This window comes from Synechococcus sp. RedBA-s (genome assembly GCF_024345495.1).
Taxonomy (GTDB): domain Bacteria; phylum Cyanobacteriota; class Cyanobacteriia; order PCC-6307; family Cyanobiaceae; genus Regnicoccus_A.
On record NZ_JAGQBF010000012.1, the window covers coordinates 33,100 to 47,229 of the forward strand.

The 14,130-nt window shown below is 67.2% G+C and carries 13 protein-coding genes; 6 read left to right on the forward strand and 7 right to left on the reverse strand.

The features are described from left to right. On the reverse strand, nucleotides 1–2,010 hold the full coding sequence (locus KBY67_RS14775; RefSeq protein WP_255110052.1) for a lytic transglycosylase domain-containing protein: 2,010 nt from the start codon (nucleotides 2,008–2,010) through the stop codon (nucleotides 1–3). A gap of 64 nt (nucleotides 2,011–2,074) precedes the next feature. On the opposite strand from KBY67_RS14775, the gene KBY67_RS06690 reads away from it, so the two are divergent. Together KBY67_RS06690 and glmM are read left to right on the forward strand one after the other, a co-directional pair. Then, entirely contained in the window at nucleotides 2,075–2,287 is a 213-nt protein-coding gene (locus KBY67_RS06690; RefSeq protein ID WP_255110054.1) for a hypothetical protein, read from the forward strand. Between the two features lie 54 nt (nucleotides 2,288–2,341). Beyond that, complete coding sequence (gene glmM, locus KBY67_RS06695; protein ID WP_255110129.1) at nucleotides 2,342–3,751, forward strand: phosphoglucosamine mutase; 1,410 nt, start codon at nucleotides 2,342–2,344, stop codon at nucleotides 3,749–3,751. Here the strand turns inward: glmM and KBY67_RS06700 are convergent. The 4 genes from KBY67_RS06700 to KBY67_RS06715 are packed head-to-tail and all read right to left on the reverse strand — an operon-like array spanning nucleotide 3,738 to nucleotide 8,093. Next, on the reverse strand, nucleotides 3,738–4,772 hold the full coding sequence (locus tag KBY67_RS06700; RefSeq protein ID WP_255110056.1) for an N-acetylglucosamine kinase: 1,035 nt from the start codon (nucleotides 4,770–4,772) through the stop codon (nucleotides 3,738–3,740). The genes glmM and KBY67_RS06700 overlap by 14 nt on opposite strands. After that, complete coding sequence (locus tag KBY67_RS06705) at nucleotides 4,765–6,111, reverse strand: IctB family putative bicarbonate transporter (RefSeq protein WP_255110058.1); 1,347 nt, start codon at nucleotides 6,109–6,111, stop codon at nucleotides 4,765–4,767. The genes KBY67_RS06700 and KBY67_RS06705 overlap by 8 nt, the downstream gene beginning before the upstream one ends. Then, nucleotides 6,111–6,779, reverse strand: coding sequence for a tRNA (guanosine(46)-N7)-methyltransferase TrmB (gene trmB, locus KBY67_RS06710; RefSeq protein WP_255110131.1), 669 nt, complete (start codon nucleotides 6,777–6,779; stop codon nucleotides 6,111–6,113). The genes KBY67_RS06705 and trmB overlap by 1 nt, the downstream gene beginning before the upstream one ends. 6 nt (nucleotides 6,780–6,785) lie before the next feature. Next, nucleotides 6,786–8,093: an FIST N-terminal domain-containing protein gene (locus KBY67_RS06715; RefSeq protein WP_255110060.1), complete on the reverse strand. Its 1,308-nt coding sequence runs from the start codon at nucleotides 8,091–8,093 to the stop codon at nucleotides 6,786–6,788. 58 nt (nucleotides 8,094–8,151) lie between these two features. Here KBY67_RS06715 and KBY67_RS06720 point away from each other — a divergent pair, with 58 nt between their 5' ends. Together KBY67_RS06720 and KBY67_RS06725 are read left to right on the forward strand one after the other, a co-directional pair. Further along, nucleotides 8,152–8,766, forward strand: a complete 615-nt coding sequence (locus tag KBY67_RS06720; RefSeq protein ID WP_255110062.1) for a DUF3177 family protein — start codon at nucleotides 8,152–8,154, stop codon at nucleotides 8,764–8,766. After that, nucleotides 8,766–9,089, forward strand: a complete 324-nt coding sequence (locus KBY67_RS06725) for a hypothetical protein (RefSeq protein WP_255110064.1) — start codon at nucleotides 8,766–8,768, stop codon at nucleotides 9,087–9,089. Before KBY67_RS06720 ends, KBY67_RS06725 begins: the two co-directional genes overlap by 1 nt. Nucleotides 9,090–9,652: 563 nt before the next feature. Here the strand turns inward: KBY67_RS06725 and KBY67_RS14780 are convergent. Then, complete coding sequence (locus KBY67_RS14780) at nucleotides 9,653–9,979, reverse strand: CsbD family protein (RefSeq protein ID WP_315855561.1); 327 nt, start codon at nucleotides 9,977–9,979, stop codon at nucleotides 9,653–9,655. 153 nt (nucleotides 9,980–10,132) lie between these two features. Continuing rightward, entirely contained in the window at nucleotides 10,133–10,318 is a 186-nt protein-coding gene (locus tag KBY67_RS06735) for a CsbD family protein (RefSeq protein WP_255110066.1), read from the reverse strand. 392 nt (nucleotides 10,319–10,710) lie between these two features. Between KBY67_RS06735 and KBY67_RS06740 the strand changes: the two genes are divergently transcribed. Together KBY67_RS06740 and KBY67_RS06745 are read left to right on the forward strand one after the other, a co-directional pair. Continuing rightward, nucleotides 10,711–11,790: a glycosyltransferase family 4 protein gene (locus tag KBY67_RS06740; protein ID WP_255110068.1), complete on the forward strand. Its 1,080-nt coding sequence runs from the start codon at nucleotides 10,711–10,713 to the stop codon at nucleotides 11,788–11,790. Then, on the forward strand, nucleotides 11,780–13,900 hold the full coding sequence (locus tag KBY67_RS06745) for a glycogen debranching N-terminal domain-containing protein (RefSeq protein WP_255110070.1): 2,121 nt from the start codon (nucleotides 11,780–11,782) through the stop codon (nucleotides 13,898–13,900). Before KBY67_RS06740 ends, KBY67_RS06745 begins: the two co-directional genes overlap by 11 nt. The last annotated feature ends 230 nt before the right edge of the window (nucleotides 13,901–14,130 follow it).

Consider the following 14,130-nt stretch of genomic DNA (forward strand, 5'->3'; position numbering starts at 1 on the left):
TCAGCAACTGCGCCTGGGCTTCTCCTGATAGCCCCAGAGATTGCCCAGCACCTTTTTGACGTAAAGACGGGTTTCCGGGTACGGGATCGCCTCCACCCAGAGTTCCGGCTCGCTCTGCAGTCGGGAGTCACGCCAGCCGGCGACGGCGCCTGGACCGGCGTTGTAGCTGGCGATCACCAGAAAGGGGTCGCCAGCCCAGAAGCTGAGCAGCTGGCTGAGGTATTTCGCCCCCAGTTCGGCATTGAAGGCGGGCTCCCGCAGCTGATCGCCGCTGACCGCCCCCCCGGCCAATTCCGCCGCCGTTTCCGGCATCAGTTGGAGGAGGCCAATGGCCCCTGCCACTGATCCCACCCCTGGGGTGAAGCGCGATTCCTGCCGCGCCACCGCCAGCAGCAGGGTGGGGTCCAGTCCATGGCGGGCCGCCGATGCGGTGAAGGCCTCGCCATGGCGCAGCGGCAGCAGCGCCCGCTGCAGGGGCAGGGTGGTGGGGCAGGTGCCTCCGGCCCAGCGCAGGTTCGCCTCATCCAGCTGGCCAAGGCCGGTCCAGTCGTCGCCGACGCCCTGCCGCAGCCGCCCCTCCAGGGTCAGCTCCTGGGGGGAGCTGGGGGTGGCCGATGGACGCTCCTGCCGCCAGTGCTCCCAGGCCTCGAGGTTGAGGGCCAGGCGCCAGAGCTGATCAAGCTGGGGCTGACCACTCTCCAGGGGCCGCCAGGGCTGGGCCGGCAGGGCGATGGGGCCGCTGGCCCTCAGCCGCAGTTCGGGCCGTTCGCCCAGCTGAACCCGGCTGCGCCAGGCGTAGTAACTCCAGGGCACCCGCTGCAGCACCGCCTGCCAGCTGCGGCGGGCGGCGGGCTGCTGTCCCAGCTGCTGCTGAGCCATGCCCTGCCAGAACAGCTGGCGCACCGCCAGGGGCGGCGGCAGGCTCTCGGGCGGCAGGGCCTGCAACAGCGCCAGGGCGTCGGCGGCTTTCCCCTTGAGCAGGGCGGTGCGGGCCAGCTCCCACTGCAGGTCCCAACTGGCGGGATCCTGGGGCCAGCGCCGCAGCACCGATCGCCAGTTGCCACCACCATCCAGCACCAGCCTGGCCTGCACCGGCGCGCTCTGGCGCAGGGGTTCCGGCAGCTGCAGCAACTCGGCCGGGGTCACCGTGGGGGCGGGGGTCTGGGCCAGCAGGCGCACGGCCTCCAGGGCTTCGGGCCGCTGGCTCTGGCCTTGGCTGAGGGCCAGCAGACGCGCCACCCCGGCCTTGGTTTCGGCGGGGCTTCCCTTCAACAGAGCGCGGCCGATCTCCAGCTCCTGGCCAGGCTCGGCCCGCCCCGATCCCAGGCAGCTCAGGGCCCTGGTGCTGTCCCCCAGCCGGGCCAGACCCGCCGCCAGCGTGCCCCGCTCGGCGGCGCCCAGGGGCGTCGCTGGCCGGGAGCAGATCTGGCGCAGGCGACCGTCCGCTCCGGGCCAGCGCGGACCCCAGCGAGCAAGATGCAGGGCCCCCTGCTGGCGCTGGACGGGCTTGGGCCCCAGCTCCAGGGCGGCCGCCAGGGCGGCGGGATGGGCCGGGAAGCGACGCAGCAGCTCGAGGCGTTGCCTCGGATTCTCGCGGCCGAGGGAATAGAGCGCATCGGCGCTGGAGGGAGCCTGGGGGAACCGCTGCAGCAGCTCCTTCCACTCGGAGCTGGCCGAGAGGCCCTGGGCTTCCAAGGCCAAGGCCTCTCGCTTCAAGGCCACAGGGGCCAGTGGGCCCGGTCCCCAGCCCTGCCCCTGCAGCAACTGGATCTGGCGGGCGGGGTCGTCGCTGCTGGTGGCGGGCAGGAGCAGCAGGCTGGCCTCCCGCCGCCGCTCGGGATCGGGATCCCAGCGGCGGATGCGCTCCAGGCTGAGGGTTGAGATCTCAGGGGAGAGTAAGGGCCGCTGCAGCAGCAGCAGGCGCCCCAGCAGGAGCACTCCGGCGCAGCCGGCCACGGCGAGGGCCAGCGGCAGAGGCCCGCGGCGGCCGACAGGGGTGGGATTTGGCACGGACAGGGCAGGGCAGGCCGCTGGAGCTTTGGCATTCTGGGGTTTGTGTCTTCCTCTCAGGCCTGTGCCCCTGTCCTGGCCCCGCTGGTCGGCCCAACTCCCTGGTGCCACAGGGCGCCGCCGGGCGCTGCTGGTGCTCGGAGTGGCACTGGGCGTCTACGTGCTGAGGCCGCTAATCCCCCTGCTCTGGGTGCCGGGATGGGTGGTGGGCGGTCTACTGCTCTGGGCGGTGATCGAGCTGCTGCGCTGGGCCTGGTGGCCGAAGCGCTGGCGCTGAGCTGTGGTGGCGGCGGTCGGTCGGCTTAGCCTGAATTCCTTCCTCCCCCACCTGATGCTGGAGCTGGCTTCGTCCCCCATCGGCGCCCCCCTCGGGGAGGCCTGCACCGGTTTCGGTACCGATGGCATCCGGGGGCAGGTAGGCAGCCTGATCACACCGCTGCTGGCCTTGCAGGTGGGCTACTGGTGCGGCCGGGTGCTGCCGGCGGAGCGCCCGGTGCTGATCGGCATGGACTCCCGCAACAGCGGCCCGATGCTGGCCGCTGCCCTCACCGCCGGGCTGACCGCCGCCGGGCGGGAGGTGTGGAACCTGGGGCTTTGCCCCACTCCCGCCGTGCCCGGCACGATCCGCCGGGTCGGAGCCGCCGGTGGCCTGATGGTCTCCGCCAGCCACAACCCTCCTGGCGACAACGGCATCAAGGTGTTCGGGCCGGCCGGCGACAAGATCGATCGAACCCTGCAGGCGGCGATCGAAGCAGGGCTGCGCGGAGACGAGGCCGCCACGATCCAGACCACGGGCCTGAGCGGCCCCCACGGCTGTGGCCCGGCCCATCAACGAGAGGATCTGCTCGAGAACTACCGCGAAGCGCTGATCGCCAGCGTCGCCGGGCGGCGTCTGGATGGCTGCCGCATCGTGCTGGATCTCTGCTGGGGCTCAGCCACCGCCTGCGGCGCCGAGGTGTTCCAGGCCCTGGGTGCCGACCTTACGGTGCTGCATGGCGAACCTGATGGACAGCGCATCAATGTGTCCTGCGGCAGCACCCACCTGGAGGCCCTGCGCCAGGCGGTGCTGCACTCAGGTGCCCAGATGGGCTTCGCCTTCGATGGCGATGCCGATCGGATGATGGCGGTCGACGGCAAAGGCCGGGTCGTCGATGGCGACCAGGTGCTCTACCTCTGGGGGGGGGAGCTGCTGGAGAGTGGCGACCTGCCTGGCCGGCTGCTGGTGGCCACCGTGATGTCGAACCTGGGCTTCGAGCGGGCCTGGCAGGCCCGGGGCGGCCTGCTGCAGCGCACCGATGTGGGGGATCAGCACGTGCATGCGGCGATGGCCGCAAGCGGGGCCGGCCTCGGGGGCGAGCAGTCGGGCCATATTCTCTCGGCTCAGCACGGCATGAGCGGCGACGGTCTGCTCACCGCCCTGCAGGTAGCCACCCTGATCCACAACGGCACCGGCTCGCTGGCCGACTGGATGGAAGCCAGCTTCGAGCCCTATCCCCAGGCCCTGGTCAACGTCACCGTGCCCGACCGGAGCCGCCGCCAGCAGTGGCAGCGCTGCGACCCCCTGCGCCAGGCCGTCGAGCAGGCCGAGACGGCTATGGCCGGCAGCGGCCGGGTGCTGGTGCGCGCCAGCGGCACCGAACCGCTGCTGCGGGTGATGGTGGAGGCGGCGGAGCAGCAGGCTGTCGATCACTGGTCGTCGCACCTGGCGGAGCTGGCCGCGGCTCACCTCAACCGGGCCTGAGCGCACCGGGGTCAAGCGAAGTGGAGTTGGGCGCGGCCTCGGGCTTCTTCATGGTGAGAAGCCCGGCGGCCAGTTGCAGGGCCCCCTGGCAGGCATCTCCGCGGGGAGGCACCAGCTGGGCCTGCGGTAAGACCAGCCTCAGGCGGCGTTGATAGGCCGCGCTGAAGAGGCTGAGGTGTTCCAGGGCCCCGCCCAGGCCGCAGACCTCGCCGCCTTCAAGGTCCAGGGTCCGGGCCACAGCCGCCACCAGCTCCACCAGTCCCCGGGCCGAGCGCTCCAGCACTGAGTTGGCGTCGGGATCGCCGGCTTCCGCCAGGGCATGCACCGCCGGGGCCAGCCGTGCGAAGCCGGCGGCGCCGAAGCCTGGCTCCACCACCATCGCCTTGATCCGCTGGGGGGTGATGGTGCCGTCCCCCAGGGCCGCCCAGAGGCGGCTGCGAAAGTCGCTCTCGTGCCGTCGGCCGTCGGCCATCTCCAGAGAGCGGATCAGGGCATCGCGGCCGATGTCGCAGGCGGAGCCGGCCTGATCCAGCAGCCAGCCCCAGCCACCGCAACGGTTCACGTTCCCACTGCTGGTGCGCCCCAGGGCGATGCAGCCGGTGCCGCTGATCACCACGATGCCAGGGCCGCCGCCGAAGGCGCCATGCAGGGCGGTGCGCTCATCTCCGCTCACCAGCACGCGCTCCAGCGTTAACCCGAGCGCAGCGGCGGCCAGGGTGGTGCCGAGGCGCTGCACCGCGCTGCCCTGCTCGATACCGCTGGCCCCAACGGCAGCGGCCTGCAGGGCCGTGGACAGGGTCTGCTCACCCTTGCTGGCAGCAGCGGCGCGGGCCCGCTCCAGGCTGATGCTCAGGGCGGCGCTGAAGCGCTCCTCGCCAGCGGCGGCCGCCAGATGGCTCACCCCAGGGCCGTCGCCTTCACCCAGCACCCGAAGGCTGCCGTCGCTGCGGCGCAGGGCCAGCCGGCAGGTGGTGTGGGTCTGGCCGGCATCGAAGCCCGCCAGCAGGACCGGCTCAGTCATCTGTCGCCGTCGCCGCCGGCAGGGTGGCGAGGGTGGCGAGGCAGAACCAGCCGGTGAGCTGTACCTCCGGGCGGAAGAAGATCGTGTCGGTGAGGCCCTGGACGCAGAGGCCCAGGATGGCCGCCACGGCCCCCAGTGCCGGCAACACCTGGGGATGCTCACGCCCCAGCTGAGCCACGCCCTGGCGCAGGCTGCACTGCAGCAGGCCCAGGCCTGCCAGCAGGCCGGGGATGCCCCCCTCCACCGCCAGCTCCAGGGGGATCGAGTAGGCGCTGAGGGCGTTGAACTTCGGTTGCTGGTACAGCGGATAAATCAGGTTGAAGATCGTGTTGCCGGGGCCGATGCCCAGCCACGGCCGGTCCTGGATCATCTGCAGCGCCGCCATCCAGACGTTGATGCGGAAATTGTTGGAGCTGTCTTCCCGGCCCGCCACAAGGCTCAGTACCCGCACCCGCAGGGGTTCGATCTGGCTCACGGCCAGCACCAGCACCAGGCCACCCCCTAGCAGCAGCAGCAGGGGAAACAACCGGCGCAGCAGGGGTGACCAGTGGCGGCTGGCCCGCAGAGCCAGCAGCAGGGCCAGGCTGCCTGCGGCCGCCACCATCCCCAGCCAGCCACCTCGGCTGTAGGTGAGCAGCAAGGCCACCGCACCGCTCAAAAGCGCCGAGAGAGCGTAGAGGCGAGCCATGGGGCGCCGCCAGCGCAGCAGGGCCACCGCCGCCAGGGGCAGGATCGGCAGCAGGTAGCCCGCCAGCAGATTGGGGTTGTCGAGGGTGCTGTAGATGCGCACCGTGCCTTCTGCCACCGAGTTCGGATCCGACCAGCGGGCCAGGGCCGAGCTGTCGCCGTAGAGCTGACGGATGCCGATCACCGCGGTGATCAGTCCCCCGCCCAGCAGGGCCGCCACGATCCGGTCCCACCAGGGGGGAGCACTGGCGAGCAGCTGGCGCATCAGGGCATAGACGCCCAGGTAGCTGAGCAGCTTGAGCAGGCCCTTGGCCGCGGCGGTGGGAACGGGAGAAAAGCCGGTGGCCAGCACCGCCACCGCCAGCATCACAAGCAGCCAGCCGCTGATCGGGCCGATGCGGCCGGCGGGGGTGCAGAGGGCCCAGATCAGCCAGAGCAGGCCACTGGCGACGATCAGCAGACTCAGCCCAGCCCGGGTGACCAGCGGCAGCCCAGCCATCAGCGCGCAGAGCACCAGCCCGCAGAGCAGGGGCAGGTGCCGGGCCAGGGGGCCGGCCGAGGATCGGGCGAGCAGGCCCTGCCAGCGCAGCAGCCAGGGCACGCGCCCCTCCCGCTCCGCAGAGGCGATGGCGTGGGCGGTGGGGGTGGACATCAGTGGCCGGCGGGGCTGGCCGACGGATTATGGGCGCCTTCGGCCCTGCGGCGGTAGAGCACCCGGTACACAGGCAGACCCTGGGCGAGCACGATCCGCTCCCGCTCCGTCGGCACTGGCAGAGGGTTGTCAGTCCGCCAGGGGCGCCCATCTTCCGCTGGCCGGAGGAACCAGCCGCTGGCTTCGCTGAGGGCCACCATCGGCTCGATCACCGCGGTCACATCGCTCTGCAGGAACAGCTCGCCCCCCGCGGCCAGGGCCGCTGCCAGAGCCTCCAGTAGATCGCTCTGCAGCACCCGTCGCTTGTGGTGCCGGCTCTTGAACCAGGGGTCGGGGAACTGGATCGTCACCCGCTGCAGCCGCCCGGCCGGCAGGGCCCGCAGCCAGCCCAGCAGGCTCACATTGGCGTTGCAGAACAGGAAGCGCAGGTTGTTGCTGGCCTGCGCCAGGCGGTCGCGTTCGGCGGCCTCCACCAGCGGCCGGCGGATCTCGACCCCCAGGAAGTTCCACCCAGGCTGGAGCGGTGCCATCGCCAGCAGGAAGCGGCCGCGGGCACTGCCGATGTCGAGGTGGAGAGGTTGTTGTGGCCGCTCGAACAGGTCCTTTGGAGCTGGCAGCTCAAGCGGTTGCTGGTGCACCCGCGAGAGGGGGTTGACGTGCTGGCGCACCACCGCTCAGGCCTCCGGCGGCTCTGCTGATACCGCGGCGTCCGGGCGGGGCACCAAGAAGCCCCAGCTGGCGGTGTAGCCATGCAGATAAGTGCTGCCCGCCACTGGCCCGATCTCGCCGTTGCAGAAGGCCCCGGCCATGGGCAGCTCCGGAAACTCCCCCTGGGCAATCCTCACGTCGCCATCGGCTTCGCCGTAGAGGCCCTTGCCCCGGCCCAGACAGGCGAAGAGCAGGCCCGCCAGGGGCGGCTCGGATCCCCTGGCCTGACTGCGCAGCAGTTGCCGCAGCTCCTGGCGGGAGGCGTCGGCATCGCGCAACTGGAACTGCACCTGTTGGCCCACCCGCAGGCGTTCGGCCACCGCCACGGCTCCGTTGCGGGGATCCACCCCGATCAGATTCCTGACCAGAAAGGCCGTGGTCTCGCCGTTGTCGCCACCGCCGGCAAGGTTGAAACTGTTGCGGGCCACACCGAGGAAGAGCGAGTGGCGCACCAGTTCCCGCTCGGCGGGGTTGAGGGTCTGCAGGATCGTCTGCAGGCAGTTCACCGGTGTGTTCTGCTGGTCGCCGCGGCTCAGCTGCAGCACCACATTGCGCTCAGCCTGCTCGATCTCGAACACAGGACCGATCGGTCGGCAGCCCTGGGCGACCACCGGATCGATGGTCCAGCTGCCGCCGATCAGGCAGCCCACGGCGCCGGTCACCACCCGGTCGTCGAACAGCAGGGATCCATGGCTGGCGCTGTGGGGGCCGGCGATCCCCCCCACCTTGGCCAGGCCCGGGAAGGCGTAATCCAGGCCGCTGATCAGATCGTTGATGGCCTGGCAGGTGGGGTCCACCAGCAGCACCATGGCGTTGGCCCGCGCCGGATCGGCCCCCACCCAGTCGATCCAGACGCGACTGTCGCCATCGAGATCGGGCAGCTGATCGGTGTCGAGCTCGAACAGCTGCAATTCGGCTCCCGGCAGGCGCAGCAGCATCACGCTCAGGGCCGGCTCCTGCTCCACCTCATGGGCGCTGCCGCCCGCCCCGGTGCCCACCACGCCACCGCCGGCGGCACCCAGCCAATGGCGGGCCTTCAGACGGGAGCGCAACAGAGGCATCAGCCGCTGCAGGTCGCTGGCGTAGCTGGTGGAGCAGAACACCAGGGCCAGGTCCGCCTCGCCCCGGACCGCGGCGCCGAAGCCCTTGGCATTGAGCTGCTGCACCACCTCGCTGACGGCGTCTTCGAGGGAGGGCAGACGTGAGAGCGACGTGCGGCAGGACGCCTGCTCATCACCGCGGCGGAGCCAGGAGAACAGGGGAGGCGCAGGCATCAACTGAACCTACTGGTGAAGCATGGCGCGGATAATGGCGCCTTCCCGTACCCAAGCTGTGCCCGACCTGCTGTACCGCACCCTGGTGTGGCTCGACTTCCGTCTGGCGGTGGTCTTCACCCTGGGTCTGCCCCTGGTGCTGCTGATCTGGGCGGCGTGGCGGCGGGAGGGGGCGCTGCTGCGGTTGATGGGCATCTATTGGAAGGTGGCCAGCCTGTCGGCGATCGCGGTGCTGTTGTTCGTCGACGCCCGGCCCCTGGCCTATCCGCTGATGGTCGTGGCCAAGCTGCTGATGGTGGCGTCGCTCTGGTTCTGGGTGGATCTGAACGAGGAACTGGCTGATCTGCCCCCCTGGCGGCCGCTGCCGCTGGCAGTGCGCAGCTGGCGCTGGGCGCTCACGGCCTTCGGCCTTCTGGGGGCCGCACTGGGAGTGGGTGCCATGGGCTGCGGTCTTGGCGCGGCGGGCACGGCCTTCTGCCAGGCCTGGCTGGAGGCGCCCCGTCGCCTGCACGGTGGGGCCGCCCAGGTGTTCTCCTTCGTGTTCGGCGCCGACCTCACCCCCACCCTCACCGCCTTTTTCGGCTATCTGGCCCTGGTGGCCTACGTGGTGGGCCTGCTGCAGTGGATCCTGGTACGTCTGCCTCGCCAGGGGCGGGTGGCTGGAGGGTTCTGATGGTGGTCGCTTTGCTGGCCCAGCTTGAAGCGATCAGCCGCGGCCGGCCTGACCGCGTCCTGCGTCTGCGGGGCACTCTCCCCTCGTTGGTGGGTCCAGGGGACAAAGAAGCGATAGAGGAGGAGTTTGAACTGCTGATCTTCCGAGGCTTTTCCAGCAGCGTGACCCATCCCACCGCCTTCGATCCCGATCAGCCGGCGCTGCCTGAGGGGGCAAGCCTGGAGAGCGCCGAGCTCCTGCAGGGGCCAATGAACCCAGAGTCTGAGCTGGTGCTGGCCGGACCAGAGCCGGCGGAGAGATTCCTGGATCCTGACCGCTGGTGAGTTTCGTTCACCAGCGGTCAGGATCCACCCGACGCCGCGTGATTCGAACTTCTGTGATTTGGCCCGTAGACGTGAATATTAGTCATTGCCAAGAGATTTAAGGGCTATTTCTTATTATGGCAAGGATTATTGTGTTGCTGGCTAAGTCACCGTCTTCGTCATATTTTTCGCTGCTAAGTTAATGCTTGCTGCAGCGGGACTCAGATGTTGATGTACTGGCTGTCACGAACGAAATGCTTCGCCAAGATGTAGGTCTCGAGGTTGGCACAAGATGAGGGGTATTTTGGAGTTCTGGTGGGCGGTACTTCTGTTTAGATGGAGCGTGGTAAGCCCGTAGGCGTCTGGCGGGCCGTGGTCGATTGATTGGCCGAGTTCAGTTGATCAACTCATTTTAGCGAGCGCTGGAGTGGCGAGAGCTAATGTGTAAAAAGTTCAGTGAATTGGAGAACACCAGGGGGCGGAACGTGCTTCATCCCTAGCTCCATACTCGAATAAGTTTGAAGCTTCAATGCCCCGGCATGGCGTCGTCAGGCGTGATGCTGGGGCACTCCGCTGATCTTGGCTCAACCCATTCCGGCCTTGTCTTTTACATCTTCGACGGCATTCCGGACTTTGGCCTCGGCCTGCTTCGCCTTGCCGGCGAGGCGATCTCCCTGATTGCCAGTGACGTTGCCAATCGATTCCTGGGTCTTGCCCTCGAACTCCTTGGCGCCGGCCTTGACGCGGCCGGCGGTGGCGGCCAGGGGCAAGCCGGAGGCGCTGAGGGTGAAGGCTGCTGAGGCCTGGCCGGGAGTGCTCAAGGCCGGCGTGGCAATCAGCACCAGCAGGCTGAAGACCAGGCCAAGGCAAGTGGCGGCCAGCTGGCGCAGAAGGCGAAGTTGGTGATTCATGGTGATCAAGGCGAAGGGGGATGAGAATTAGCGCTTAACTAGACTCTATTGCGGTAACCAGAATGTCTCATATTATTTGAGCATCAGTGATCACTGATGGCCCAGATCGCAATGACAAAAAAGGTTATGGCGTAGTTCAGCATGACGGGACTCCTAAGGAGTGTTGATGAGTTGAGTGATCTCTTGCTGACTCTTGCCGAGCTTCTTCTGCAGATGGCCCAGCAATTCTTCTTCCTGTCCCTCGGTGTAGGCCAAGTCGTCATCGGTGAGATCGGCGAACTTCGGCCTGAGCTTTCCTTTCAATTCATGCCATTCACCTTTGAACTGGAGTTTGTTCATGATCAGGTCCGCAAGGGTGTGAGATCAATGCCAGAGCATGTGGCACGGCCAGATCGCTGCTTGAGCAAATCCTTTCGCCTGTCACGCCATAGCCCCTCTCCTTTCACCATGGGCCTGAAACTGGTGTTTGAGCGCTGTAGATGTGCCCCATATCCACGGCGCCATCAACGCTCAATGCTTTGAGCTGGCGCGGCTGTGTTGCCCTGATCCTGTGAACTTCTGTTCTGTGTCAGTAATTCCCATTGTTCGGTGCAGCGCCACTGGTTCGTGTCTACGTTTGAACTAGGAACAGGTTGCTGCAACGCCCCTGCTGCGACACCTTGGTGGCCGCAGATTTGCATTCTGAGCGTTAACGGACGCGGGATGCCAATTGATTCTTCGAGAGCACGTCGATGCGGATCGCCCAGATTTCACCACTGTTTGAAAGTGTTCCGCCGCTGCGATATGGCGGAACGGAACGAGTTGTTCACTATCTGACAGAAGAATTTGTCAACCGTGGTCATGAGGTCGTGCTGTTTGCCAGCGGTGATTCACTCACCAGCGCTGAGCTCTTCCCCTGTGTGCCGCGAGCCCTCAGGCCGGCCGGCTATCGGGGCGATCTACGGGTGCCCGAGGATCGCCAGCTTGATCAGGTGATCGGTCAGCTCGATCGCTTTGACATTCTCCATTTCCATACCGGCCATGGCCTCCACCCCGGCATCGCCCGCCTGCCGGTGGCGCAGCTCCACACCTTGCACGGACCCCTGACGGGTCCGGAGATGGCCCAGCTCCACGGGGATTCCGATCCGGTGCCCCTGGTGTCGATCTCGGAATCCCAGCGGGCGCCTCTGCCTGGGGCTCACTGGCTCGGCACCATTCACCATGGTCTGCCCACCGATCTGTACCGCTTCCAGCCGTCACCCTCCGAGTACCTGGCCTTCGTGGGGCGGATTTCACCCGAGAAGCGTCTTGACCGTGCCATCTCCATCGCCAACGCTCTGGGTCTGCCCCTCAAGGTGGCCGCCAAGATCGATGCCGTTGATCTGGATTATTTCCACACCACAATTGAACCTCTGTTGCGTGACAGTCCCCTGGTGGAGTTCATCGGGGAGGTCGATGATGCCGGCAAGCAGGAGCTGCTCGGCAACGCCCTGGCTCTGCTGTTCCCGATCGACTGGCCCGAACCCTTCGGCTTGGTGATGATCGAAGCCAACGCCTGCGGTACGCCCGTGATCGCCTGGCGCAACGGCTCCACCCCCGAGGTGATCCGACCCGGCCACAACGGACTGCTGGTGGAAACGATCGAGGAGGCCGTGACGGCGGTGCGGGGAATCGAGCGACTGGATCGCCGGCGTGTTCGCCATGATTTCGAGCAGCGCTTCACAGTCGCCCGGCAGGCGGCCGACTACGAACGTCTCTTCCAACGCCAGATCGAGGCCCGTCGCAGTCCCTCCCCGGCCAGGCTCCTTGCCACGTGTTCCCATGCCGCATGATCTGCTCCCCCCGTTCGTACTCAAGGACGGAGAAACCTTCGCGATGCTCGATCGCCGGGGTGAAATCTGCCCCGAGACCCATCCCGATTCCGGCATCTATCACCGCGGCGCTCGCCATGTGAGCCGCTTGGAACTCCTGCTCTGGGATCAGTCCCCGATCGTGCTGAGCTCCGCCGAGAGCGAGGAGATGGGGCTTCACGTTAGCCATCTCAGCAACGACATCGATGGGCCCGGTGCGCCCCCGCCCGGTTCCGTGCACCTGAAGCGCAGCACTGTCCTGACCCCCACGAGCTGTTTGCAGGCCCTCGATTTCACCAGTTACCTGGGCGGTGCGGTGTTGCTGCCGTTGACCCTGCGCTTCGACGCCGATTTCCGTGACATCTTCGAGATCCGTGGACACCAGCGTCCGCAGCGCGGCCGCACGGTCCACCAGCACACCCAGGACTTCCTGGAAGTGGCTTACGGCGGGCTTGACGGGGAGGATCGCCGCACGCTCCTGCGGGTGGAAGGTGTGGCGGCGGAGGTGGGTGAAACCCACATCAATCTGATCCTGCAGCTGGAACCTCGCTGCACCCGTCGCGTCCATCTCCTGCTTGATTTCCATCCCGCCGGCGCTCGTGTCGCGGTTGATGATGCCTTTGATGCCGCACTCGCGGCGACGAACGAGCGTTTGCGCGACAGCCACCGCCAGGCAGCCTCCATCGCCACCGACAACCAGGCGTTCAACTGCTGGGTGGCCCGCTCCATGTCGGATGTGCATCTGCTCTCCAGCCAGCTCGAGCACGGCCTCTACCCCTATGCCGGCGTTCCCTGGTTCAGCTGCCCCTTCGGCCGTGATGGGCTGATCACCGCCCGCCAGATGCTCCTGGTGGAACCGCGCCTGGCCCGCGGCGTGCTCGGCTACCTGGCGGATCAGCAAGCCATCCACCTCGACCCCGCGGTGGATGCCGAACCCGGAAAGATCCTGCATGAAGCCCGTCTGGGCGAAATGGCGGCCCTGGGGGAGGTGCCCTTTGCCCGTTACTACGGTTCGGTGGATGCCACGCCTCTGTTCCTGATCCTGGCGGGCGACTACCTCCTGCGCAGCGATGACAAGTCCTTCATTGACCACCTGCGGCCGGCGCTGGACCAGGCTCTGGCCTGGATCAGGGCCGCCGAAGCGCGTAGCCAGGACGGATTCCTGCGCTACCAGTGCGCCGCCCAAGGCGGCCTTCGCAACCAGGGTTGGAAGGATTCCGATGATGCCATTCACCACGCCGACGGCCGCCTGGCCGAGGGTTCAATCGCCCTTTGCGAGGTGCAGGCCTACGCCTACGGGGCCCGCACCGCCATGGCGGGCATTGAGCATCGCTTCGGACGTGCCGCCGAAGCCGAGCAATTGCGCGAGGAAGCTCATCAGCTGCGCCGTCGCTTCCACGCAGCCTTCTGGTGCGATGCCATCGGCACCTATGCCCTGGCACTCGACGGAGAGGGCACACCCTGTGCAGTGCGCAGCTCCAACACGGGCCACTGCCTCTGGACCGGCATCGCCAGCCGTGACGCGGCTGCGTCGGTGGCCCGCCAGCTGCTTGCACCCACCAGCTTCAACGGCTGGGGCGTGCGCACTCTCGATGAACGAGAGGCCCGTTACAACCCGATGAGTTACCACAACGGCTCAATCTGGCCCCACGACAACGCCTTGATCGCCCTGGGCCTGGCCCGCTACGGCCACATGCCAGAGGCGATGCGAATCCTCACCGGCTTGTTCGACACGGCCCGGGCAATACCGCAGTTCCGGATGCCCGAGTTGTTCTGCGGATTCCCTCGTCGCGATGATGAAGCCCCCACCCTCTACCCGGTGGCTTGCAGCCCCCAAGCCTGGGCCAGCGGCTCGGTGTTTGGTTTGCTGGAAGCGATCACCGGAATGGGCATCGGTCGCGACCCCGAAACGGACCGGGTGCAGGTGCTGTTCCGCAAGCCGGTGCTCCCGAAGGGCATCAACCTGCTGGAAGTCAACGGGCTGCGGCTCGGCGAGGAGGAGATCGACCTGCAACTGCATCGCAGCGATCATGACACCGGCGTCTTGGTACGACGGCGAACGCCCGGTGTTGATGTGATGATAACCAAGTGATGAACGGGCTCAGGCAATATCCGAAAAGCCCACTAGAATCTAATACAATCTCAAGGCTGCGACTGTATTAGATGGTCCGCACCGACACCGGCGCGAAAGTGGATCCTTGGAAATCAATGTAATCGCGGTAATCCACGATCTTCCGAAGGCACCGAAATGCAGATGGGTGCTGTCGGAAAAGACGGACTCGATCCCCTTGATCTTCAGGCCCATGGTCCACTCAATCAAGG

What these genes read in the sequence shown, in the direction of transcription:
- glmM (WP_255110129.1), top strand. Translation starts at nt 2,342, where the DNA reads ATGCTGGAGCTGGCTTCGTCCCCCATCGGCGCCCCCCTCGGGGAGGCC.
- KBY67_RS06700 (WP_255110056.1), bottom strand. Translation starts at nt 4,772, where the DNA reads ATGACTGAGCCGGTCCTGCTGGCGGGCTTCGATGCCGGCCAGACCCAC.
- KBY67_RS06705 (WP_255110058.1), bottom strand. Translation starts at nt 6,111, where the DNA reads ATGTCCACCCCCACCGCCCACGCCATCGCCTCTGCGGAGCGGGAGGGG.
- KBY67_RS06715 (WP_255110060.1), bottom strand. Translation starts at nt 8,093, where the DNA reads ATGCCTGCGCCTCCCCTGTTCTCCTGGCTCCGCCGCGGTGATGAGCAG.
- KBY67_RS06725 (WP_255110064.1), top strand. Translation starts at nt 8,766, where the DNA reads ATGGTGGTCGCTTTGCTGGCCCAGCTTGAAGCGATCAGCCGCGGCCGG.
- KBY67_RS14780 (WP_315855561.1), bottom strand. Translation starts at nt 9,979, where the DNA reads ATGAATCACCAACTTCGCCTTCTGCGCCAGCTGGCCGCCACTTGCCTT.
- KBY67_RS06735 (WP_255110066.1), bottom strand. Translation starts at nt 10,318, where the DNA reads ATGAACAAACTCCAGTTCAAAGGTGAATGGCATGAATTGAAAGGAAAG.
- KBY67_RS06740 (WP_255110068.1), top strand. Translation starts at nt 10,711, where the DNA reads ATGCGGATCGCCCAGATTTCACCACTGTTTGAAAGTGTTCCGCCGCTG.
- KBY67_RS06745 (WP_255110070.1), top strand. Translation starts at nt 11,780, where the DNA reads ATGCCGCATGATCTGCTCCCCCCGTTCGTACTCAAGGACGGAGAAACC.